Annotated in this window: 18 protein-coding genes; all 18 read left to right on the top strand. The window is 46.8% G+C overall.

Features of this window, described 5'->3' with window-relative positions:
* Positions 1-5: 5 nt before the first annotated feature.
* The 18 genes from eat to VL121_RS04640 all read left to right on the top strand — a co-directional run bounded on the left by eat (position 6) and on the right by VL121_RS04640 (position 24,609).
* Positions 6-1,364 carry an ethanolamine permease gene (gene eat, locus VL121_RS04725; protein WP_325402687.1) on the top strand — a complete coding sequence of 453 codons (1,359 nt, stop codon included), beginning with the start codon at positions 6-8 and terminating at the stop codon, positions 1,362-1,364.
* Complete coding sequence (locus tag VL121_RS04720; protein ID WP_325402685.1) at positions 1,339-2,709, top strand: glutamine synthetase family protein; 1,371 nt, start codon at positions 1,339-1,341, stop codon at positions 2,707-2,709. Before eat ends, VL121_RS04720 begins: the two co-directional genes overlap by 26 nt.
* Positions 2,710-2,825: 116 nt before the next feature.
* Positions 2,826-3,974 carry an iron-containing alcohol dehydrogenase gene (locus VL121_RS04715; RefSeq protein ID WP_325402683.1) on the top strand — a complete coding sequence of 383 codons (1,149 nt, stop codon included), beginning with the start codon at positions 2,826-2,828 and terminating at the stop codon, positions 3,972-3,974.
* Complete coding sequence (locus tag VL121_RS04710) at positions 3,974-4,678, top strand: gamma-glutamyl-gamma-aminobutyrate hydrolase family protein (protein ID WP_325402681.1); 705 nt, start codon at positions 3,974-3,976, stop codon at positions 4,676-4,678. Before VL121_RS04715 ends, VL121_RS04710 begins: the two co-directional genes overlap by 1 nt.
* A 63-nt stretch (positions 4,679-4,741) precedes the next feature.
* Positions 4,742-6,106, top strand: coding sequence for an aldehyde dehydrogenase family protein (locus VL121_RS04705; RefSeq protein ID WP_325402679.1), 1,365 nt, complete (start codon positions 4,742-4,744; stop codon positions 6,104-6,106).
* A 685-nt stretch (positions 6,107-6,791) separates the two neighbouring features.
* Positions 6,792-9,197, top strand: a complete 2,406-nt coding sequence (locus VL121_RS04700) for a TonB-dependent receptor plug domain-containing protein (RefSeq protein WP_325402677.1) — start codon at positions 6,792-6,794, stop codon at positions 9,195-9,197.
* Positions 9,198-9,223: 26 nt separating this feature from the next.
* Positions 9,224-10,516: a RagB/SusD family nutrient uptake outer membrane protein gene (locus VL121_RS04695; RefSeq protein ID WP_325402675.1), complete on the top strand. Its 1,293-nt coding sequence runs from the start codon at positions 9,224-9,226 to the stop codon at positions 10,514-10,516.
* A gap of 38 nt (positions 10,517-10,554) precedes the next feature.
* Positions 10,555-13,623: a SusC/RagA family TonB-linked outer membrane protein gene (locus tag VL121_RS04690; RefSeq protein ID WP_325402673.1), complete on the top strand. Its 3,069-nt coding sequence runs from the start codon at positions 10,555-10,557 to the stop codon at positions 13,621-13,623.
* Between the two features lie 44 nt (positions 13,624-13,667).
* A complete protein-coding gene (locus VL121_RS04685) occupies positions 13,668-15,197 on the top strand; it encodes a RagB/SusD family nutrient uptake outer membrane protein (RefSeq protein ID WP_325402671.1) in 1,530 nt (509 codons plus the stop codon).
* Between the two features lie 168 nt (positions 15,198-15,365).
* A complete protein-coding gene (locus VL121_RS04680) occupies positions 15,366-16,001 on the top strand; it encodes a fasciclin domain-containing protein (RefSeq protein ID WP_325402669.1) in 636 nt (211 codons plus the stop codon).
* A 7-nt stretch (positions 16,002-16,008) separates the two neighbouring features.
* Positions 16,009-16,857 (top strand): hypothetical protein, encoded by an 849-nt coding sequence (locus VL121_RS04675; protein ID WP_325402667.1) that lies wholly within the window; start codon positions 16,009-16,011, stop codon positions 16,855-16,857.
* Positions 16,858-16,971: 114 nt separating this feature from the next.
* A complete protein-coding gene (locus VL121_RS04670) occupies positions 16,972-18,603 on the top strand; it encodes a LamG-like jellyroll fold domain-containing protein (protein ID WP_325402664.1) in 1,632 nt (543 codons plus the stop codon).
* Positions 18,604-18,619: 16 nt separating this feature from the next.
* Positions 18,620-19,093: a hypothetical protein gene (locus VL121_RS04665; RefSeq protein WP_325402662.1), complete on the top strand. Its 474-nt coding sequence runs from the start codon at positions 18,620-18,622 to the stop codon at positions 19,091-19,093.
* Between the two features lie 81 nt (positions 19,094-19,174).
* Positions 19,175-20,707 (top strand): Ig-like domain-containing protein, encoded by a 1,533-nt coding sequence (locus VL121_RS04660; RefSeq protein ID WP_325402660.1) that lies wholly within the window; start codon positions 19,175-19,177, stop codon positions 20,705-20,707.
* A gap of 269 nt (positions 20,708-20,976) precedes the next feature.
* Positions 20,977-21,858 carry a carbohydrate kinase family protein gene (locus VL121_RS04655; RefSeq protein WP_325402658.1) on the top strand — a complete coding sequence of 294 codons (882 nt, stop codon included), beginning with the start codon at positions 20,977-20,979 and terminating at the stop codon, positions 21,856-21,858.
* Positions 21,859-22,091: 233 nt separating this feature from the next.
* Complete coding sequence (locus VL121_RS04650; protein WP_325402656.1) at positions 22,092-23,324, top strand: NAD(P)/FAD-dependent oxidoreductase; 1,233 nt, start codon at positions 22,092-22,094, stop codon at positions 23,322-23,324.
* A gap of 126 nt (positions 23,325-23,450) precedes the next feature.
* Positions 23,451-23,696, top strand: a complete 246-nt coding sequence (locus VL121_RS04645) for a hypothetical protein (protein ID WP_325402654.1) — start codon at positions 23,451-23,453, stop codon at positions 23,694-23,696.
* Positions 23,697-23,718: 22 nt separating this feature from the next.
* Positions 23,719-24,609, top strand: coding sequence for an alkaline phosphatase family protein (locus tag VL121_RS04640; protein ID WP_325402652.1), 891 nt, complete (start codon positions 23,719-23,721; stop codon positions 24,607-24,609).
* The last annotated feature ends 9 nt before the right edge of the window (positions 24,610-24,618 follow it).

Raw genomic sequence — 24,618 nt, 5'->3', positions numbered from 1 at the left:
CAGCTATGGCTTCTTCTTCGCAGCAACCCTCAACCGGCGCTCATTTACCCCGTACCTTAGGCCCATTAATGCTTTGGGGGCTGGGTGTGGGATATGTTATCTCCGGTATGTATTTTGGCTGGAACCTTGGTCTTGCAGCGGGAGGCACTTACGGGTTAGCGGCGGCTACCTTACTTATCATTGTTCTTTATATTACGTTTACGTTTTCCTATACCGAGCTGGCCTGCGCCATTCCAAAGGCAGGCGGTGTGTTTGATTATGCCACCCGCGCGCTGGGGAAAGACGCGGGTTTTATAGCGGGTATGGCGCAGATCATTGAATTTGTATTTGCGCCTCCTGCCATCGCAGCGGCCATAGGCGCTTATTTTCATATTTTCTTTCCGCAGGTACCCGTTACCGTTATTGCTATTACCGCCTATATTATTTTTACGGGGCTTAATATTTACGGTGTAAAAGCCGCTGCTACTTTCGAGTTGGTAATTACCATCCTGGCCGTAGTGGAGTTGCTCATTTTTGCCGGCGCCACCCTTCCTCATTTTGAGCTTAAAAATATCCAGCATAATGCCTTTCCCTTTGGCTGGAAGGGGGTATGGGCGGCTATTCCCTTTGCCATCTGGTTTTTTCTGGCCATTGAAGGCGTGGCCAACGTGGCGGAAGAAGCCATCAATCCGCAACGGAATGTATTGCTGGGCTTTGGATCGGCCCTGCTTACGCTCATCGTATTGTGCATATTAACCTTTGTATCTTCCGTGGGCGTGGCAGGCTGGGAAGCTATTGTATACCCTTCTCCGGGAGCGCCCCCTTCCGATTCGCCCCTTCCACTGGCACTGGAAAAAATAACCGGCAGCAGCGGATGGTTGTATCACCTGCTTATTACCATAGGACTAATGGGATTGGTAGCTTCCTTTCATGGTATTATCCTTGCCGCGGGCCGTGCTACATTTGAATTTGGGAGGGTAAAATATATTCCGCAGGCATTTGGCAGTATTCATACCAGGTTTAAAACCCCTGCCAACGCATTGCTTATTAATATGGTTATCGGGATCATTGCCCTGCTTACGGGCAAAACCGGGCAAATTATTACTATCGCCTGCTTTGGCGCCATTACCCTGTATGTTTTTTCTATGATAACCGTTTTAGTACTCCGCAAAAGAGAGCCGGGACTGGAGCGGCCGTTCAGGGTACCTTTTTATCCATATTTTCCTGTTATTGCTTTAATAATTGCCATAATTTCGCTCATCGCTATGACCACCCTGAACATTGCTGTTGCCCTGGTTTACTTTGGTATTCTTCTTATCAGCTATATTTGGTTTCATTTTTTTGTAAAACAACCCATGCATGTCGCAGAAATTAACAGTAACTGAACTCCTTCAGCAACTTTCCGATCAAAACATTCAAAAGGTAAAAGTAGCCGTAACCGACCTTGATGGGGTGCTGCGCGGCAAAGTCATGAGCTTCGATAAGTTCAAATCTATTGCCGCCGGCGGCTTTGGTTTTTGCGATGTGGTATTTGGCTGGGACGCCGGCGATGCAGCCTATGATAATGCTACTGTTACCGGCTGGCACACGGGTTATCCGGATGCTACGGCGGTGGTGGATATGCAAACCTACAGGCGCATACCCTGGGAAAATGACCTGCCTTTTTTTCTGGCCGATTTTAATGACGGCAAGGGAAACTGCTCATCGGTTTGCCCGAGAAGCTTATTAAAGAAAATAGACCGGCAGGCCAGTGACGAAGGCTTTATTGCTTTTTGTTCGCAGGAGTTTGAATGGTTCAACCTGTTAGATAATTCAACTGAATTATATGCCGGTAAATTCCGCGACCTTAAGCCCATAACCAATGGTATGTTTGGTTATTCCGTTTTGCGGGCTTCGCAGAAAAGCGCTTTTTTTCACGACCTGTTCGATTTGCTGAATAAGTTTGATATTCCGATTGAAGGTCTTCATACCGAAACCGGCCCGGGTGTGTATGAAGCCGCCATCATGTATTCCGGTATACTGGAAGCGGCAGACAGGGCGGTATTGTTTAAAAGCGGTGTAAAGGAGATTGGTTTCAGGCACGGGGTACTTCCCACTTTTATGGCTAAGTTCAGTGAAGATTTGCCGGGATGCAGCGGTCATGTACACCAAAGCTTATGGTCGCCGGATGCCAAACGCAATCTTTTCTACGACAAAAAGAGCAAAAACGGTATCAGTCCCTTAATGGAGAGCTATATAGCGGGCCAGTTACATTGCCTTCCGCATATACTTCCCATGTATGCGCCTACGGTTAACAGTTATAAACGCCTGGTAGAAGGTGCCTGGGCTCCCACTACCATTACCTGGGCCATTGATAACCGCACTACCGCGTTAAGGGCTTTGCCAACCGGTGAAAAATCAACAAGGCTGGAAACAAGAGTCGTGGGGTCTGATTCCAATCCTTATCTCGCCATGGCGGCTTGCCTGGCTTCCGGACTATACGGCATCCGAAAAAAAATGAAGTTGCATATACCTCCTACTACCGGCAACGGCTATGCCGATAAAAAGCACGGCGTATTGCCCGCCAGCTTATGGGAGGCTACCCAGGCCATGAAGCAATCGGCTGTAGCAAAAGAATTATTTGGCGAACAGTTTGTAGCGCATTTTGCAGGAACCCGCGAATGGGAATGGCGGCAGTTCTCTAAAGTGGTTACGGATTGGGAACTGAAACGTTATTTGGAGATCATTTAGAAAGAGAAAGTTTGTAGTTTATGGTTTATAGTTTGTTAGTTTAGTTCAGACTCACCATTCACTACTCACCATTGACCACTATATTCATTAATAAAATAACATTAAGTATAACATTTATGGACTTCGATAAAGTTTATCAGTACAATTTTCCCACCACCATTCGTTTTGGAGCTAATGTAATAAAAGAGTTGCCGGCTTATTTGCAGGCTAACAAACTTAGAGCGCCTTTAATTGTTACCGACCCTAATGTAGCGCAACTGCCTTTCTTTAAAAACATTGTTGAAGATTTGCGTAAGCACCGTATAGCGGTTGAAGTATTTTCGGATATTCATAAAAATCCCGTAAAATCGGATGTATATAAAGGCGTAGATGTTTGGGATGCAACAAACCGCGACAGCGTTATAGGCATTGGCGGCGGCGCGGGGCTTGATGTGGCCAGGGCAATTGTTTTACGCGTGCATCACCGTGATGATCTTTTTAAGTATGATGATTTGATTGGCGGCGATGTGTATGTTACCAATGATGTGCCTCATTTTATAACTGTACCCACTACTTCCGGCACGGGAAGTGAGGTAGGCCGCAGCGCCATTATTGCCGATGATGCAACCCACCAGAAAAAAATATTGTTCTCTCCCAAGCTGATGGCTAAAATTGTTTTTGCAGACCCGGTGTTAACGATGGATATTCCCGCACCTATTACCGCTGCTACCGGAATGGATGCTTTAACCCATAATATGGAAGCCTTCCTGGCAAAAAACTATCACCCCCTCTGCGATGGTATAGCGCTGGAAGGCATAAAGCTGATTCATGAATCGCTTGAGCGGGCTACCAATAAACCCGACCTGGAATCGAGAAGTAAAATGCTGCTGGGTTCCATGATGGGTGCTATCGCTTTTCAGAAAGGACTGGGTGTAGTACATTCGCTGGCCCACCCCCTTTCCTCATTGCTTGATACGCATCACGGGTTGGCCAACGCGGTAAATATTCCCTATGGAATGCAGTTTAATATCGCGGGGTTTGAAGATAAGTTTCGGCGGATAGCCCGTACCCTGGAATTGCCAAATGAAACCGGCGAAGCAGTGGTGCAGTATTTATTTGATTTGAATACAAAGATTAAAATACCCCACCACCTGCGCGATATTGGCGTAAAAGAAGAACATATAGAAACCCTGGCCGACCTGGCATTTGCCGACTTCGCTCACCCCAATAATCCAAAGCCGGTATCCAGGGAAGATTTTAAGCAGTTATATTTAAAAGCACTGTAATGCAGGAGTCAAAATTGATTATAGGAGTTACAGACTGCAGTAAATATGCCAACTACAGCAACTGGATACTGGCACACGGCTGCAATGTGGAAGTAGTACAACTCAGCGCTGCCCGGAATAACCTGGATGATATTAAAGCATGTGATGGCGTTGTGCTTACAGGTGGTGAGGATGTGCATCCGCGTTTTTACAATCGTCCGGATTTATATGCATATTGCTATAAAGATGATGTGAGTGAAGCAAGGGATGAATTTGAGCTGAACATACTGGGATATACCGAAGCCAATGCTGTTCCGGTACTGGGTATTTGCAGGGGATTGCAGATAGCCAATGTTTTTTTCGGCGGCACGCTCATCCCTGATATTCCGCGATGGGGAAAGTTTAATCATTCCAAGTTGCCCAATGATAAAGACCGTTACCATGCCATACAGGTAGATCCCCACTCCTGGTTACATCAAATTACCGGGGAAAAAGAAGCCGTAATAAACAGCAACCATCACCAGAGTGCTGATAGCATTGGCAGCGGGTTAATTGCTTCCGCTTTATCGCCCGATGGTATAGTGGAGGCGCTGGAAAGAAAAGATCCGGACGGGGCTTCCTTCTTATGCCTGGTGCAATGGCATCCTGAAAGAATGAACGACCGGGGCAGTAACTTTGTAAAAAATATCAGGGAGGCGTTTATAGAGGCAAGTGGTAAGAAGTAAGTAGTATGAACATACTACCACTTACCACTTATCACTTACTACTTACCACTTAATTTTATTCATATGCAAATCATTAACCCCGCTACCGAAGAAGTGATCCGGGAAATAGGAGAGGATTCACCAGAAATGGTTACAAAAAAATTTCAATTAGTAAAGGATGGCCAGCCCCAATGGGCGGCAGTACCTTTAGCGCAAAGAATTGCATGTATTGAAAAATTTTATGCGCTCTTAGATGAGGAAAAAGATAAGCTGGCGGAAACCCTTACGAAGGAAGTGGGTAAGCCGCTTCAGCAATCGTATAATGAGTTGAACGGCGCCCGTAAAAGATTAGAATATTTTATAAAAAATTCTGCCAAATGGCTGGCAGAAGAATGGATTACGGAGGAAGACGCTACCCGGGAAAAGATTGTGTATGAGCCATTGGGCGTTATTGCCAATATTTCGGCGTGGAACTACCCTTATCTTGTAGGTGTAAATGTATTTGTACCGGCACTTATTGGCGGTAACGGCGTGTTGTACAAGCCATCCGAATATGCCACCCTAACGGGTTTGCATATACAGCGGCTGTTATACCGGTCGGGGATACCCGAAAATGTTTTCCAGATAGTTGTTGGTAAGGGCACTGCAGGGCAGGCCTTGCTGGAATTGCCGCTGCAGGGTTATTTTTTTACGGGCAGCTACCGCACCGGAAAGTATATAGCAGAGCATACTGCTTCAAAATTAGTTCCTGTTCAGTTAGAGCTTGGCGGCAAGGATCCTTTATATGTAATGGATGACGTGGAAGATGTGGATAGCGTAGCCGCAGCGGCGCTGGAAGGAGCGGTATATAATAACGGGCAGAGCTGCTGTGCGGTAGAAAGGATATACGTGCAGGAAGCAGTGTATGATAAGTTCATAGCTGCTTTTGTAGCCAAGGCAAAAGAACTGGTAATTGGCGATCCGCTTAATAAAACTACAGATATTGGTCCTTTAAGCCGGAAGGAACAGATTGGTTTTTTAAGCCGGCAGGTGGCTGATGCGGAAGAAAATGGCGGAAAGGTACTCCTGGGGGGCGGCGTGCTTCAGCAACAGGGATATTTTTTTGAGCCTACCGTTGTAATCAATGCCAACCATAAAATGAAACTGATGACGGAAGAGTCCTTTGGACCCGTTATCGGCATTCAAAAAGTAAAGAATGACAAGGAGGCCGCCGAATTAATGAAAGATACCCCATACGGGCTTACCGCTGCGGTATATTCTAAAAATTTTGAGCGTGCGGAAGCCGTAATGAAGCAGATGGATACGGGTACGGTTTACTGGAACTGCTGCGACAGGGTAAGTGCAGGTCTTCCCTGGTCGGGAAGGAAAAGCTCAGGGCTGGGCGCCACTTTGTCGTACCAGGGCATACGCGCTTTTGTGCAGCCCAAGGCCTATCATCTCAGGGGATAGAGCAGTTTTTTGCTTCCGGTGCGGGCTTTACGAATAGCCGTTAACTTAAGTAAATAATAAATCCCTGCGGTTGTTCGCAGGGATAATTTTTTTCCCTTACACTGGCACTGTGTGATGGCCGACCTGAAGCCCGGGCATTACTTGTTCTGCAATAATTTGTCCCGCCGGGGTCTTCGCCGGGTGAGACCGGTTATATTCTTTTTTGCGTAAGTAGTTAAAATGCTGTATTGTCAGGGCCTTTTATTACAATGATATTACAGTAAGTTGTGAGCCTGCTCAGGATGCCGCCTTTTATACCCTTTATTTGCCACCCCGCCATGAGGGCAGACGCTGCCGGCTGCATCATGTTTAATGTATAAAATTGGGGAATACAGTCCCGGCTATCTTATGATTTTGAGAACAACCGGCGCTTTATAAAAGCTTAATCTTAACAAAACGTATCGTTAATAAACGAGGTTTAATATTGCTGTATTATTAGTAATGTTTATTAAGAGCATCTTAGCAAATTAACAAATTATGTGGATAACTTTTAGGGGTAAAAATATTTAGTAATGGTAAACTTTGTTTATTATTACTGAATAATTCAGCAACAGATAAGTGGTTCTTCAGCCAGAGCAAAAGCTGGTTTATGAACAGGCGGATCCGGGGATATACTAAAGATTAAGTAAACCAAGAAACAATAATTATGAGATTATTACCAAAACCTGCCGGGAAAACGTTGTTTTTTCTTCTCGTGTCTTTTGGTACTGCGATGAGCTTATGGGCCCAGGATTCCCTGAGGGTAGATAGCATGATCTTATCCAACAGAAGCGGGCTGGAGAACATTTTACAGGGAAGTGTAGCCGGATTAAGGGTAAAAAGCTGGTCGGGTACGGCTGGCGCCCAATCCACGCTTAATTTGCGCGGATTGAGTCTGGATCCAACTGATCAATCCACCATGCCCCTTATTCTTATCAATGGCGTTCCTGTTATTGCCAGCCCCTCCAATATAACAGGCATCAATCCCCTCACTTATTTTTCTCCCGAACAAATTGAACGCATCGAAATTATTAAAGATATTGACCGTCTCGCCGCTTATGGTGTGCAGGCGCCCAACGGAGCGCTCAATATTATTATGAAGGAAGGGCAGCCCGGATCAATTCATGTACGCGGTAGTGCTTATGCGGGGGCTAATTTTCTGCAAAACATGGACTACCGGAAGGATGCTTTTTACGACTTTAATACTACGGCCCGCAGGGAGGTGTATAGCGATGGCGGCATGGTACACGATGAAAGCGTGCTGGTGGATGGCGCGGGTAGTTACGGCTCCTACCTGTTTGGGCTCACCAATCACCAGGATAAAGGTATCATTGGAAATACCGGATTTGGGCGTCAATCCTTATTTCTGAATGCGAAATATAATATTACCGATCGCTTCTCCGCTCATTTTTATAATAATATGGCGCTCGCCAGCCGGAATGGGCGTTATGGCGGAGAATACAGCCGTGATTTGACCCTGCCCGTTGTTGGGGATGAAGCGTTCTTTATGGACAAGAACCGTAATATCGGGTTAACATCCTCTATGGGGTTGGCCTATTTGGTTGGGCACGGCATTACCATCCGCTCTGTGGCAGGCTTGTCTTATGAAGGCGCCAGCCGGGATGTATATATTCCTTCCAACTTACTGGACGGTGATATTTATGCCTCAAGCGCTGCTTATAAAAGGCAATTGATCACATGGAATACTTCTCTAAACTATTTGCGTGATTTTTCTGATGCGCTCCAAATGGATATGACACTCGGCAACGAACTCAGAAGTACAGATAACCGGCTGACCTCCGTGAAAGGGCAACGCAGTATGGAAAACGGAGGGTCGGACTTTGTAAAAGTGGTGACTGGCTACAACGCCAGTCAAACGATCGCATTATCCAATCATAACACCGAAAAATTATTATCCTTTTACGGGACCTGGAAGTTCAAGTATAAAAAAGACCTGGACGTTAACCTGGTGGTTCGTGCAGATGGCAGCTCCTTATACGACAAGAAATGGGCATGGTATCCTGCCTTGGGTATACATTATGATCTGAAAAACAGCCTGAACATACCTGTAAAACTCAATGCCGGTATTGGGAAAACGGGCGTGTTGAGCAGACCGGAAGTGTACCGCGGACAATTAGATGCCTACGGAGATTATTATGGCGGCAATTACCTGGGTATAGGACAGTTGTATCCTGCCTTCAGCGGCGCCAAAAGCGTTGGTGTAACCCAGATTGATGCCGGTGTAACGGTTGCATTCGGTTCGGTGCTGAACCTTTCTGTTAATTATTTTAATAAAACCTACCGCAATTTCACCTATCAGCGATACCTGTCTAATATCAGCGGCATTGATTACAAATATGAAACCGGTGGCACACTCGGGTTGTCGGGTATTGAAGTGGCCGTTGATGGCGCCTGGATACAGTCTACCCATTTTTCCTGGACCAGCAACCTGAATATTGCCTTCTACCGCAACAAAGTAAAGGAGTTGCCCGGCGATATTAACAATACCAGCCTGGCTCACCTCGGTGCGGTTTCCGGTGCGGCAGTTACTTCCCTGGTGGCCTGGGAAGGCAGTCATATAAAAAAGATTGGCAATAGCGAGCCGGAGGCTTTTGGAGGGTTTACGAATACATTGCGTTATCGTAATATTTCTGCCGCCTTTACCCTTACTTCCGCCTGGGGATCGGATATTGTAGCGGAATCTTTCAACAGCCGCTATGATGCAGAGGGCATCAATTATCAATTTCCCCTCAAAAACGCGGAGACACCCTACTACTTAATTAATCAGGACGCCAACGGTCGTACCATTTACCAGGGGATCAGAACCATTGAAGATGGCAGTTTTGTGCGCCTGAGCAGGGCCGTGGTTTCCTGGCATCTGAGCTCGGTATTTAAAAAGGTGGAATTAAGCGATATGGAAATATTTGTTCGCGGCGACAACTTATTAACCCTTTCCCGGTACAGCGGCATCAACCCCGAAGAAAACATTACCGGTAGCCGCAGGTATGATCTGATGTATACAGGAACACCCCTGCCTGCTTCCGTGGCGCTGGGTATTAAAGTGGTTTTTTAAGCATGATGATGTTAAAAATGAACAACATGACACATTGGATGAAATATTGGAAGTTGCCCATACTGGCAATAGTACTCCTTTGCTCCTGCCGTAAGAGCCTTACGGTTGAGCAGGAAAACAGCACGGTGGAGGAAGGTTATTATCAATCTTCACAACGCATTCAGCAGGCAGTCATTGGAGGCTATACAGACCTTAGGAGGGCGCTGCTGGCCAATTATGCCTGGATGATGTATGGTGAGGCCAGGGCGGGAGACCTGAAGGTGGCGGTTGCCTACCAGCAACAAGTGGCCAGCCAGCAATTGACGGCCACCAACCGCGATTTGATGCAACTTACTGATTGGGGCTACTTCTATGATGTGATTAAAGATGCCAACGATGTGCTGGGCATTGTAGACCAGGCAGCAGATGGCGTGCTGAGTAGCTACCAGCATAATATATACAGAGGCGAAGCGCTGGCCCTCAAATCTATGGCCTATTTCTACCTGGCCCGGATATGGGGTACTGTTCCTTCGGCCGAACCAAATAATTTTGGAACACATCTCACGAGCCAGGAAGTGGTAGCCCAGGCGATCGTATACGCCACAGAAGCGCAGCGCTTAGTGCCCTGGTACCTGCTGAACGATGATGGCATTGAAAGTGCCGCCTTAACGGCTGTACGCTTTAATAAAACGGCTGTAACGTTGTTACTGGCCCAGGAACAACTGTGGGCAGGCAACGCCCAAAGTGCTTACGATGTGCTCACCAATACGATTACCAGTAGTACGGCGGATAGTTTGTCTGGCTTTGGCCTTGCAATCGGCGAAGACCGGCGCACGGAGATTCCGGATGCTCCGTTGAGCGCCAGTATCCTGAGCATGCCCCTGGCCACATTCAATGCTATTTATCCGGAGGGGGATGCCCGCCGTACGGGTATGTTTAATATTTCCGGTAATACCGCTACGCTGATCATTCGGGACGCCAGTAAGGTTAATTTGCTGCCGGTACAGGAAATTAATTTGTTGTTTGCAGAGGCTGCCTGGCGTTCACAGCGCCTTGATGAAGCCAAAGAATGGCTTATTAGGGCAGCAAACGGCGCCACAGAGGATTATAGTGCTTTAACCGAAGATACTTTCGGTGCCGCGCTCCTGCTGGAACGGCAACGTATTATGGTGGGAACCGGGCAACGCATGTTTGACCTGATCCGATTTGGTGAAGTACCCTCCTATATACCCGCATTTACAGAAGCTGATGTAACAAAAGGCGCTGCCTATTGGCCGCTGTCAGCCAACAGTATGAAGGGCAATGGATGGAACCAGAACGCTTATTGGGCGATTCCGTAATGGAGTGGATAAATAATTGAACCGAAAAAACAAATGTAATGAAGGCATTAATGAAAGGGGCCTGTTTGGTTTTTGCAGTGCTGATGCTGTCTGTAACGGGTTATACGCAATCAGTTATGACGGGTAAAATCAGCGATTCTGATGGTAAGCCGGTTGTCGGCGCCTCCGTAGGGATCAAAGGTAAAAATACCGGCGCTACTACCAATGCATCAGGAAATTTCCGGTTGCGGGTGAGTGTGGGCGATACGCTGATGCTTTCCTCCGTAGGGTTTGAGTCCCGTCAGATCGTGTTCAGAAAAGCGGCTGATCTCACTATCAAACTAACCCAGGAAAATAAAATCCTGAGCGATGTAGTGGTTACGGGGTATAAAAGCCAGGTGAAGCAGGAAATAACAGGTTCTGTTACCTCAATCAAAATGGACAAGATCACAGAAGGCCAGGCAGCAGAATCTTTCGGTTCGCTGTTGCAGGGCAGAGTTGCCGGCGTAAATGTGCAGATAAATTCCGGGGAGCCTGGCGCAACGCCTGCTATCATCATCCGGGGGCTGGCAGCGGTAAGCCGTGGGGATGCTTCCGCCATTTCAGAGCCGTTATATGTTGTTGATGGTATTCCGATCATTTCAAGAATGAGTAGTGAGTTTGCGGTAACCAGTACTAACGTGCTGGCAGACCTCAACCCCAGCGATATTGAAGATGTGGTAGTGCTGAAAGATGCTTCTGCCGCGGCCATTTACGGCTCCAGGGCTGCCAACGGGGTAATACTGATCACTACCAAAAAGGGAAAAAGAGGCAAACCGCAGATCAATCTCAATATCCGCACCGGCGTTAATTTTGTGCCCCAACTGCGGGATGTGGCCGGTGGCATCAAGGAACGGGAACAGGTCAAAAGCCTGTACGATCTGTACGCACCATACGGCTTGTCTATGCCGGAAATGTATACCGATGTGACCAACCCATTCTATAACAACTCATCCGACTGGCAGGGCTATTTGTATAACACCTCCGTTACGCAAGACTACAACGCTTCCGTACGCGGGGCGGGCGATTTTGGACAATACAGCATTAGCATGGGCTATATGGATAGCAAAGGTATCCTGTTCAACACAGGCTTTAAACGCTACAGCCTCATGGCAAGTACCAGTTTTAATGCGCTAAAAAATAAATTGATCATTAATAATACACTGGCCGTTTCCCGTACCGACCAGAGCAGGAATCAGGATGGATTGAAGGTAAGCCATTCTTCCCTGTTGCCGCTGCCCGATAACCCGCTGGTACAGGGTGCAGAAGTGTACAAGCCGGGTCATGAGTCTAACCTCAATGACCGGGTACGTTTCAGTTCTGACGCAACCCTGAATCTTGCCCGGAACCTGGCTTATAAAGCCAGCCTCAGCCTGGAATACCTGCGGACCATGTTCGATTCTTTAGCTGTATCGAGACGCACCCTGAAAATGGGCAACAAGAGCGTTGCAGGCGAAAACCAAAACCTGCTGTTCCAGAACACGGTAACCTACACGCCTAAGTTTGGAAATGGGCACAGTTTAAGCGTATTACTGGGGCAGAGTATGGAAAAAACAGAGGGGAAACTAACAAAAGTGAGCAGTGTAAGCGATGCACCGGGCCTTTCGCAAACGGTGAACTGGCCGCAGGGCAATAGCATTGGTTCCAGCAATTACGGCGCCAGCACCCTGATGTCTTATTTTAGCCGCCTTGATTATTCTTTTCAACAAAAATACCTGCTGGGCGCGTCTATCCGTACAGACGGATCTTCCAAGTTCGGCAAGGCCAACCGGTGGGGCGTGTTCCCGTCCATTTCAGCAGGCTGGAATTTCTATAAGGAGGATATTTTTGCTAACGCAGGCTGGTTAACAAACGGTAAGATCCGGGGTAGCTATGGATTGTCCGGCACCACCTGGGATAATAACTATTTAGCCCTGGGGATCATGGACGGGGGCGTACTCGACCGGTATAATTCGTTAATCCAGATAGCTTATGGCGGTATTTCAGGTTTTACACCCACCTGGTTGGATGGTTTTAAGAACGACAATCTTACCTGGGTGAAAACCAACATGGCCAATCTCGGTGTAGACTTAACCTTATTCAAAGGGAAAGTGGAGTTTATTTTTGACGCGTATGAAAAAGTAACCAAAGGGTTGCTGTTATCTACATCCCTGCCCACTACATCGGGCTATAACGAAGTGTACCGCAATGCGGCCGATGTGCTGAACCGCGGCTTAGAGTTTACAGTAAATACCAACATGAGATTTGGCAGTGATTTTACCTGGAGTACCAACCTGAACTTTGCCTATAACAAAAACAGGGTCATCCGGCTTCCGGATGGCAATGCCGATATCATTAAAACCAGTACTTCCGGGCAGGACTTTGGCTCCATCGTACGTGTAGGCGCTCCGCTGAACGGTTTTTTCTTCTATGAATCACAGGGTATTTACCAGGCCGAAAACCAGGTGCCGGTAGATCCCAAAACAGGGAAAAGACTGCTGGGGCTGCAGAGCAAAAACCTGCAGGTGGGCGACCGTAATTTCAAAGATCAAAACGGCGACTATCGTATTGATGTATCGGACCGTGTGTATTCAGGCGATCCGAATCCGAAATGGAACGGCGGGTGGACCAATGATTTCACCTATAAACAGTTTAGCCTTAACCTGGTTACCACTTTTGTGATTGGCAGAGACATTGTGAATACCGCTTTGCTGGACCGGCTTAAGATGGATAAGAATTTTGCGGGAAGTTCTTCGCTTCCAAACTTCGACAATTATTCCATCTGGAAAAAGAGTGGCGACAATGCCAGGTATCCAACACTCAATCCCTGGAGCGATGCAACGCAGGTGATCAATTATGATTCTGAGTATATAGAAGATGGTTCTTATTTCAAAATCAGGTCTGCCACCCTGTCTTACACGTTTAATAAGAAGTTCATGCAGCGCCTTCCTTTTGAAAGAATGCGCATCTATTGTACGGCAGACAACTTAGTGACCTTCCAAAAGTACAGTGGTCCGGATGCCGAGTTGGTAACCATTGATGGTTTTGACATGTCAGGAGGCTACCCTATGCGAAGGATGTTATTGTTTGGTGTTTCCATTTCATTATAATCACTATGATCATTATGATTCAGGTAAAATAAAGTTAGTTGAACATGAAAAATAAAAATATCATCATTCTTTGTATAGCGCTCTTTTCGTTCATGGGCGAGTCCTGCAAAAAGTGGCTGGACCAGTTGCCGATCAATACCGTAACAGAAGACCAGGCCTGGAAAACAGGAGCCGATGCGGAGGGAGCGGTGGCTGCGGGGTTTGCGATTTTCCGCAGGGCGCTGTCGGGGCTAACTAAAGACGATACGCCGGCAACTACGCGCAACGGTTCCTGGGGCGACTATTATTTCTGGGGAGATGGGCGTTCCGGAGACTGGGTTACGCCTAATAATGATAGCGACTGGGAGGCCTGGTTCCAAAACCATTTGCTCCAAAGGACTGAGTTGGAACCCTTAACAAATTGGCGGCTTTTTTACAGGGCTATTGAACAGTGCAATCTTGTAATGGAAAAAATTCCTGAGATAAACACGGGGCTTACAGCCGAAAGAAAAAAGCAGTTGTTGGCGGATGCTCGTTTTCTCAGGGCATTGTCGCACTTCTATGCGGCACGCATATGGGGTAACGTTCCTGTTAACCTGGAAGCGCGTAATGTGAAGCCGCTGGGCAGGGAACCGCTCAATGCCGTGATGCAGATGGTGGTAGATGAAGCGAATATCGCCATACCGGACCTTCCATGGAAATATGAAGGCACCATCAAAGAGTCTATGTCGAGAGGTACCAAAGGTGCAGCTCTTGCGATGAAAGCCCATGCGCTCATGTGGTTGAAAGATTACCAGGGCGCTTCTGATGCGATGAAAGAGATCATAGATTCCCATACGTTTAAACTGGTGCCGATAGACCAGTTCCGGAATTTATTTGATGCCGGTGAGTCTGAAGAAGTGATCTTAGAAATGTATTATGATATCAAAAAAGGGGAATATGCAGATTACTACGGGCATATTATGACCTATTATCTCACCAATCCCTATACCTCCAGGAGCAACCTGACGCTGGCTGTACCCAAATCGAAAATATTAGAGATATATCCTGATTATGCCCGGGACAAGTCGGACAAAAGAGTGCCGGCATTTTTTCAAAGCATTGATTTTTCGGTAAGCCCCAGCGAGATCAGACCCGTATTGGCGGATCCGCTGGCCAATGGGGAAAGAGCCATCATGTTCGCCAAATTCAGGAAGGTAAAAGACATCAGTTACAGCCTGATGGAGGCGCCGGTTCCTGTTTTCCGGTATGCAGATATATTGCTCCTGAAGGCTGAAGCAGATGCCAGGCTGGGCAACGTGGCCGCTGCATTGGAAAACCTGAATGCTGTGCGTACCCGCGCAGGGATTCCGGTGTTCGCCAGGGACGACCAGCCTACCGTTATTGAAGAAGTGCTGGAAGAAAGGCGCAGAGAGCTGATTGGCGAATTTCACCGCGTGTATGACCTGGTTCGGGTAGGACGTCTTCATGAATTTAATCCGAATGTAACAGCGCAGGGAGAAAAGGATGGCGCCGGATTTTGCCCGGTCAGTGATGAAGCTTTTGCCAACAATCCCAATATGGAGCAAACATATTACTGGCAGTTCAACCAATAGGGGTGAATAGTGGATGCGTGAGAAGTGAAACGTGAATACTGAAAGCTCAAGGCTAAACTAAAAACGATAAACCAACTATACGAATGAAACGAAGCGTGATAAGTTTTTCACACAGGGGAATGTATATGCGGAGTTCCTTCGACCATTAAAAACATAAACGATACACGAATGAAATTAATAATCGCAATAGCGCTTGTAAGTTTGCTTGTTACATCGGGATGCAGCAAGGATTATTTTGCGGACGGCGGCACCTTAAATCCCGATGAAACAATGACCCTCGGTGTATCCACCATGGATTACCTGAAAAGCCGCCCTGAGGTGTTTGATACCTTAGTCACACTTATAACCCTCACCGGGCTGGAAGCGGCTGTGAATGCCAGTGGCTCCACATTTTTGGCTCCGAAGAATTATTCCATCCGTAATTATTTTAACCTGGTATATCCGGATCCGGAAAAACGGCCTAAAACCTTCAGCGAGATGCCCGTGGAGGACATGGAGAAAATTAAAGCCATTATTAAAAACTATATTATTCCCGGCAAACAAATCGTGCGCAGCGAACTGGCTACCACGTATAGTTATGATACCACCTACGGAGGCGCCAAAGCGCGTTTTAATATCGTACGGGATGATTACCTGGAGAATGTGAATATGGGTGCCAGGTATGTCAATTACGCCCTCGATGTGGGAATGCCCGGGGTTTATGAATTGTATCTATCCGTACAAGTTGAAACAGCAGACCTGCACGCTACGAACGGCATCGTGCATGTACTCGCTGCTGATTCACATATTTTTGGATTTAATTAGGTAAGAGATGACACACAACAACAGGATATTCCGATTTTTGGCGGTAGTGTTTGGGTTTACCCTGCTGATGGCAGGCGCCTGCACCAAAATTCCGCAGGAGGGTAGTATCGCTCCGGATATTATCTATAAAAACAGGAAACAGTATGCGGTTTCCGGATTGCAACTGAACATCGGCGATTTTCAGCCTTCCACTTCCACACTGCCTCTGAAGTTTGAAATTGTGGAGATCCGGGAACCCGGTGGGAAACCTGTTAACGCATTGACTGATGAAATTCCGGTAATTCGCTATAAAGAAGCGATTGTAGGCAATGAAAGTGCGGAAGAGTTACTGCTGAAGACAGATACCATGATGGTTCCTGCTGTGGCCATTAATGCGTATACCGGTGTTCTGGAGATACAGGAAGGGAACCGCATTCCTGCAGGGGAGTATCATTTTGATATACAGGTGTCGAACAAATCGGGCATCAGGCTGTTGAAGGATGCCCTTGTGGTGGAATTTAAAGAAACCGATGTACTATCCTGGTCTGCCGGGATGGCTAAACAACCCGAAATAGAGCGGGTGGGTGATGCGCCCAATCAAATTCGTTTTGTGGCCTACCTGGATGGTCAGCCGCTTCCCGGTGATTATATTGACTTTACCAAAGACCGCGCTGCAGGATTCAAAGGCACTTTTGCGGATGATACCAATGACGGGGAGATATGGAGTGTAAATTTTCCGGTAAAGGAGTCGGATACCTACGCCACCTGGAAAATAGTAACACAGGTAGGTGGCGTGGAACAAGTGAGTTATGAGGCTTATAATTTCAACTTTGTAATAGGGATTCCGGGCAGTTATGTAGTTCGATTATATAAATAAAAAAATACGTGGATGAAACGCCGATGCAAAATATTTTACACAAGGGTAAGATAAGAAGGCATTCCATTTGACAAAAACATAAGCCGCGAAGCGGCGCACTAAAAAGATATACAAATGAAATACTTGTTTAAATATGGCTGCCTGGTACTGGCTGTTTTGCTGATGCAGGGCAGTTTGGTTTCGGCACAAACGAAAACCAAAAAGATACTGGTGATTGGCGTAGATGGTATTATTAATACCGCGATTGATTACGCTGCCACCCCCGGTATTGGCGCACTCAAGGCAAATGGTTCCTACAGCATGAGCGGCTATGGCGGTGTTCCTGCCTATAGCAGTTCCGGCTGGTCTACCATGCTCACGGGCGTTTCGGCAGATAAGCATGGGGTAACGGTAAATGAATCTTTTTCGGGAAACAATTTTGCGCAATACCCTTCGGTAGTCAGCCGCATGAAGTCTGTACTCTCTACTTTAGTAGTGGCCTCTGTTGTGCGTACACCGGAACTAAATACTTTGCTTAACGGGTCTGCAGACCAGAAATTTCAATTTACTACGGATGAGGAGGTTTATAGCAAATCAGTGGAACTACTGAAGCAAGCAGATATGGGCGCGGTATTCGTGCAATTCAGCAGTCCGGCCGAAACAGGGGAAGCAGTAGGTTTCCAACTCCGCCAGGCCCGGTACGTGCTGGCTATTCAGAAGATTGATGAATATGTGGCAGGGTTACATGCGGCTATTCAGTCACGCACAGGGTATGCCAATGAAGACTGGAATATTTTCCTGGCTTCTACGCGCGGAGGAACAGAATCAGGAATACCGCAAAGCACTACACCGGAAGAAATTAATGTACCGATTATTCTTTCGGGAGCCGAATTAGACAAAAAAGAATTGATTGGTACTTCGCTGGCTCCCCGTGAAAATGCCGATAATGTTTTAACTATAAATAAAAACCCTACCAACGACAGAACATATGTACGTATCCCCATCAGAGGAACAGCGTTGCAGGGAATGAATAAATTTACCATTGAATTTTGGGCAAAAGCCGGGCCTAACGGCAGCGACCCCTCCATCATAGGTGATAAGGACTGGGACTCAGGTGGTAATCCCGGCTTTACCATCTGCAGAAGCGGATCAACCTGGAAGATCAACATTGCAAACACCAAAAGGGAGCGCTATGACATTGGTTCATCCAAGCCGCTTGAAGACGGGAACTGGCATCACCTGGCCGTTGTATTTGATAAAACAAGACTCTGCACCATATACCAGGATGGGGAAAAAGTAAATGAATCGGCGCTGACCTATAAAGATGCAGACAATATGGCTTCGCCTTTTGATTACCTCTGCCTGGCACAGGAAGGAACACAAACATATAGTGGTGGTTATCCTAACTGGGCCGGTTCTTTTAATGAAGTGAGAATATGGACCGATGCGCTCCCTGCCGCCACAATTAAAAGCTACATGTATCTCCGCAATATTGAAAACAGCAATCATCCCAACAAAGCGTCCCTGAATCTTTACCTGAAAATGGATGAAGTAAGAGGCTCTGTCATTAAGGATTACAGCGGAAAAGGAAATAATGGAGAACTCGTGGGTTCTGCCACCGAGCGCCATCCTTACTACCCGATTGGGCTCACAGATGTTGCCGCAAATGTGTTAAGCCATTTTGGAATTCGTGCAGATGCCAGTTGGGGACTCGAAGGAAGTGTGCTGAAATCAAATGTACCATACCGTTTATTTAAAGTGCCCTGATAAAAAAAATAAGGAAATGAGACTGAATGCAAAAATTCTTTTAGTGCTGCTTGTTGCAGGTATTACAGGAGCTGCTTCCTGTACAAAAGACAAATTGAAACATGAAGTGTTGGATCCAGAGCAACTGGTCTCCGGCCGGCTGGCCGGTACCTGGGCACATCCCAGCAATATTGTAACGCCCGACAATGTTCCGCCGGAAGTGTTTGGAGGGATGCGCCTGGTATTTACTACGGATGCTTCCGGTAACCCATCGCAGTTTCTGGCACAGGATTGCCCGATCGTATTTGGTAACGCCGGCGCAGGTGCCTGGACCGTTACCGGTACCCAGGACAGTGCCATGGTGAATGTAACAGGGGTTGACCCCCTGGATGAATTTAGTGTAAAGGTTACAACATCCACACTAACACTCTCCTTTTACATGGGATGGGAGAACACCGATACGAAAGCAACAGGGCAGGGAAACTTTAAGGTAACCCTGGCCAGGCAATAACTTGAGATAAGCGTATTTTAAAGAATAAAAAAAGGCATGAGGTTTCACCGGCCACATTCAAAAAAACTAAAAAATATACGGATGAAAAATAATAACAGGGTATTTGTTTCGCTGGTTTCAATGCTGCTACTGAGTATTGTGCTGGTTGTATCGTGTAAAGAAAAATTCGATCACACCATTGATACGGAAAATCCGGTGATTGTAAGTTATAACCCGGCTTCGGCGGTAGAAGGCGTTGCAGTGAACAGTGACCTGATATTAACTTTCAGCGAAAATGTAAAAAAGGGAAGTGGTGAAGTGATAATTATAGGAACATCTGATACCCTGCGTATCAACGTTGCAACAGATGCCGTAACAATAGATAAAGACATGCGGGTGGTAACCATTAATCCGCCGGTTGATCTGGAGGCAGACGAGCAGTATACCGTGACCCTGGACAAAGGAATTGTTACCGACCTGTTGGGCAATGCGTATATGGGCATGGCTGCCGGATCGGCATGGACTTTTAAAACCGTAGGCACCAGTGGTTTAGCGTTGAGTGCCATCAACCCGCTGCCTGGCAGCACTAACGCCTCCCTGTTTACGCTGGAACTGACTTTTGCTGCTGATGTACAAAAAGGCACTGGCAATATTAGTGTGTTTGAAAGCAGCGGAGATGTGAAGGTGGCTGAAATACCTGTTACCGGTCAATCCGTAACCGTTGATGGTAAAAATGTAACAATCAGGCTGGGAACACCCCTTACATTTGCTACCGGTTATTATGTGCTTGCCGATGCAGGATCCATTGTGGATGCTGATGGTAAAGCCTTTGAAGGTTTTTTAACCCCTGCTTCCTGGAGCTTTACCACCACAAGCGGCAGTGGAAACAGCCTGCTGGTTTACCTGCCAATGGACAATGATTTATATGACGCCAGTGGAAACAGGTTTGACGCCATGCAGGGAGACAAAGCCTCCGCTAAGGTGAGCTTTGTAACGGATGCAGTTCGGGGAAGAGTAGCATCATTTGTTGCGGGCTCGTATGCTGTATTACCTAAGCACAACTTATTAAGACCGGCTCTTACACAAAGTTTCAGCTTTAGCTTTTGGACGAAATTAGTAGCCATTGGTTCTGACCCTGTATTGTTCGGCAATTCCGACTGGGATAGTGGCGGCAACCCGGGATTTTTGGTAGCCATTGATGGCGCGCTGGAGTATACCGGTCCAGGATCACCCGGCAAGGGATGGCTGCTTAAGGTTACCGGTGATGCCGGGGGAGTGAGCAACCGCATGGACTGGCGGGCCGGTGAAATGATCCCACAGGCTCCTGCTTTGGCCGATAATCAATGGCATATGGTAACAGTCGTTTTTGATCAGGCAGCAAAGCTTTTGCATGTGTATATTGATGGAAAAGAATATACCAAAGCAACTCCTTTTGATCTCAATATTCTGAAAGGGCCGTTGTGGGACAGTGCAAATGATTATCCTTTCACCATCTGGGAAGATGGCACAGGAGCTTATAATGCAGGAAGTGATACAAGAAAAGCGCTGAGCGGTTTTGTGGATGATGTGAGGATTTACACTAAGGCATTGAGCGCTGAAGAAATAAGCGGTATTTATATAGCCGATCAGAAATAGTTAAATGCTTGTAGTCCCTATTTCGTAAACTGTTGATTTTTTGCCACAAAGCCACAAGGTCACAAAGAAAAATGCTTCGTGTCTTTGTGGCTATATTATTTTGCTTGAAGAAATTGGATAAGTTCTTTTTGTGTAAGTAGTTACAATTTGATACCGCCGGGGTTTCATTGCCCTGCACACACGAGTGTTGAGAAGCACTCCACAAAATGCATTTTCAGTAATTTCTATGTATACGAACGTTTATCCTGATTTTTTCCTAATTTGAACGCATGAATAATAGCGATTTCACAGCCGTTTGCTTTGGAGAAATTTTATGGGATATTCTTCCGGATGCCAGGCTACCGGGCGGCGCTCCAATGAATGTAGCCTATCATCTTAATCAATTGCAGGTACCCACAGCTATGATCAGCAGAATTGGAAATGATGCGCTGGGGGAAGAGCTCCTGCAGTTTATTTTGTTGAAGGGGCTGGATACCGCTTTTATACAGAAAGATGAAGTGTACGATACGGGAACGGTGCTTGCTACCCTGAGCGGTAATAATGTGAGCTACGAGATCATTCAGCCTGTGGCCTGGGATTTTATCCGGTACAGCGCTCAGGTGCAGAAGCTGGTAGCATCGGCACGTTATTTTATTTTTGGCAGCCTCGTAGCCAGGAATGAAAAATCGGGACAAACCCTTTTTGAGTTATTAGAAACCGCTCCGTATAAGATATTAGATATTAACCTGCGCAAGCCGCACTACGAAAAAAAAGTATTGGAATACCTGATGCAGCATGCCGATATGCTGAAATTAAATACAGACGAGTTACAATTGCTTGGTCAATGGTATGGACTTTCCGGTAGTGAAAATGAGCAGATGCAGGCATTGCAGCAAAAGTTTCATTTAAATACAATTATTACCACCCGGGGCGATAAAGGAGCCGCCGTGTTGCATGACGGAGCTTATGTTGAGCATCCGGGCTTTAAAGTGCAGGTAGCCGATACTATTGGAAGCGGCGATGCCTTTTTGGCCGGATTTATTTCAAAGTTCATTCAGCCTGCCGCTATACCGGAAGCGCTTGAATTTGCCTGCCGGATGGGGGCTTTTGTAGCGGGCCACCATGGAGCCTGCCCGGAATATAGCGCTGCGGATATAGTGTCATTGGCATAATTCATATAATGTTTACGCTTTGGTTGCCTGGTTGCTTTTACACTTTCCTTCCCTGCGGATGGATGCTGTAATCACTGGCGGAACATAATAGCGGTTAGTATACCCGATAACTGTCCATCTGTTATCCTTATATTATCTAAGACCAGGCGGGAGGCTTATTGTAATTTCAGAAGCAATGTTGGAACATACTAGCAATAACGTATTGCGGCTCATTAAATAAAAATTTTAATACCGTGTCAGCAATATTAAAAAGAGCAGATGTGGTGGTAATAGGAGGCGGCATATTCGGATGCGCCATTGCCTATTATTATACCCGTAATCATCCGGGAAAAAAAATTATTGTACTTGAGCGTAATGAAATCTGTAATGCGGCTACCAGCCGGGCTGCCGCATTGATGACGATCGTGCGGGCAAAACAGGCTTACATACCGCTTGCGCTGGAAACGTACCAGGCCGTAATACAGATGGAAGAGCAACTGGGAGAATCGCTGGGTATAAAAAAGGCAGGAATGATGCATGTTGCAGCAAGCGATGGCACGGTGAAGGAGCTGGAACAGTTAATGAATATTGCACAGCAGTTCCATCAGCCATATAATTACCTTAGTTGCGGAGAGGCGCAACGGATGTGCCCCTGGCTCAAAGCAGATGAAGCCTTACGCATTGCTTTCCTGCCCGCGGAAGCTTACTGCGACCCCTACCTGCTGGGAACTTTTTTTGCACGATGCGCAAAGCAGCAGGGGGCGGACATTATGCAGGGTTGCGCCGTAACGGAAATGATATATAATGATGGAGCGGTACAGGGTGTAAAAACATCCCTTGGAACTATAGAAGCTGATGTGGTGATAGACGCGGCAGGGGCCTGGGCGCCTGTATGGGCTATGTACACAGGCACCGGCATTCCCATGGCGCCGGTAAGAAGCCAGTACTGGATAACCGGTAAAGCCGATATTTTTCCTGCACACGGCCCCATGGTATTATTACCCGATGCCCAGGCATACGCACGGCCCGAAGGAGGTGCGCTATTGTTTGGGATACGCGAACGAAAATCACTTTATGCCTCACCCGATAAGCTACCCGATGATATCAATCACTTTGTTTTCAGTGAGGACAAAGGGATGAATGACCTGGCCGAAAACGCGGAACGGCTGGCAAGGTTTTTCCCGGCGTTTTACGAAACAGGCATTAAGTATTATGTAGCCGGGTTTTCGGGTTATACGCCGGATGGACAATTGGTATTGGGTAAAGTGCCGGGCGTTGATAATTTTTTGCTGGCATCTGGCTGCTGCGGAGCGGGCATTGCCGTAAGCGGTGGCGTTGGCCTGGCGCTTGCCGAATTGGCTGCAGGCAATGAACCGGTGTTCAACCTCTCCAACTTTAATGTTACAAGGTTCGGTAAAATAGATCCATTCAGTACAAGCTGGCTGGAAAAATGCGCTATGGCCAGGTCTGTGAAACGCAGCGGGTAAAAAAGCAATACAGCTGCAGCAGTCCGGAGGTATTATGGCAGAATGGAACAGGTTCAAAGGACCGAAGTGTCATGTACTGGGCAATCATGATATGGATATATGTAATAAAGAAACCATCATGGCGCTATGGAGCACGACCATGATGACGGTATGGTATTCGTAACAACATTCATTATTTTATTATTAACAGTGCCGCCTATTGTATACAATGAAGGTCCGCACTATTTTAAAGATTCCATTTTTGCGTTTGTAACACTAAGCAGCGGGGAGCTCACCATACAGGGCCGCAGAACTATTTACAGAGACCCTGTTCCGGACGGGATAAGAAAACAATTTCCCACCATCATCAGCGATAGGAAGCTATTGCTGTAAACATTTGCATAAAAATAAACTGATGAAAAAAAGAGTTCTCTTTTTGCTGCTTTGCACCGTATGGGTGTTGCAGTCAAAATCACAGGTAAAGAAAATCAAGCACGTAGTGCTGATTGGTATTGATGGTTTTGGCGCATATGCGGTTCCCGATGCCGACATGCCGATATTGAAGCAACTAATGTCAACAGGATCCTGGAGCCTGAAAGCCTGTAGCGTATTACCTTCCTCCAGCGCTGTTAACTGGGCTTCTATGCTGATGGGCGCGGGTCCTACGTTGCACGGATATACGGAGTGGGGTAGCAAAACACCGGAGATACCGCCTGCCACAACCAATGAGTACGGCATTTTTCCAGGTATTTTTGGATTGCTGAAGCAGCAAAAACCACAGTACAAATTAGCGGTTATCTATAACTGGGGAGGGATCGGTTATCTTTTTGAGAAGCAGGCGGTTGATATTGTAATACATGATGAAGAAGCCGGCGGCGATTTTTTTGCTGACACGGCAGCGGCAATTATTAAAAGTGAAAAGCCGAATTTAACTTTTATCCATCTCAGCGAGCCAGACGGAGTTGGACACAATATTGGGCACAGAACGCCTGCATATTATGAAGAACTGAAAAACGTGGACCGCCGGATCGGTACTATTGTTCAGTCTGTTAAAGATGCGGGCATTGAAAAGGAAACCATTATAATCATAAGCGCCGACCATGGTGGCAAGGGTAAGGGGCACGGAGGTAAGTCGCTGGACGAGGTTCTAATACCCTGGATCATTAATGGTACTAAAGTGCGAAATGGAAATGAGATAACGGATGTAATTATTACGTATGATACCGCCGCAACGCTTGCTTACATTTTCGGACTAAAAGTTCCGCAGGCATGGCGTGGAAAGCCGGTTGTGTCAGCATTTAAGTAGCGTTCTTCC

The organism is Agriterribacter sp. (genome assembly GCF_035497235.1).
Lineage (GTDB): Bacteria > Bacteroidota > Bacteroidia > Chitinophagales > Chitinophagaceae > Agriterribacter.
The sequence above is the reverse complement of the archived record's forward strand: the minus strand, read 5'-3'. Positions and strand labels throughout refer to the sequence as shown.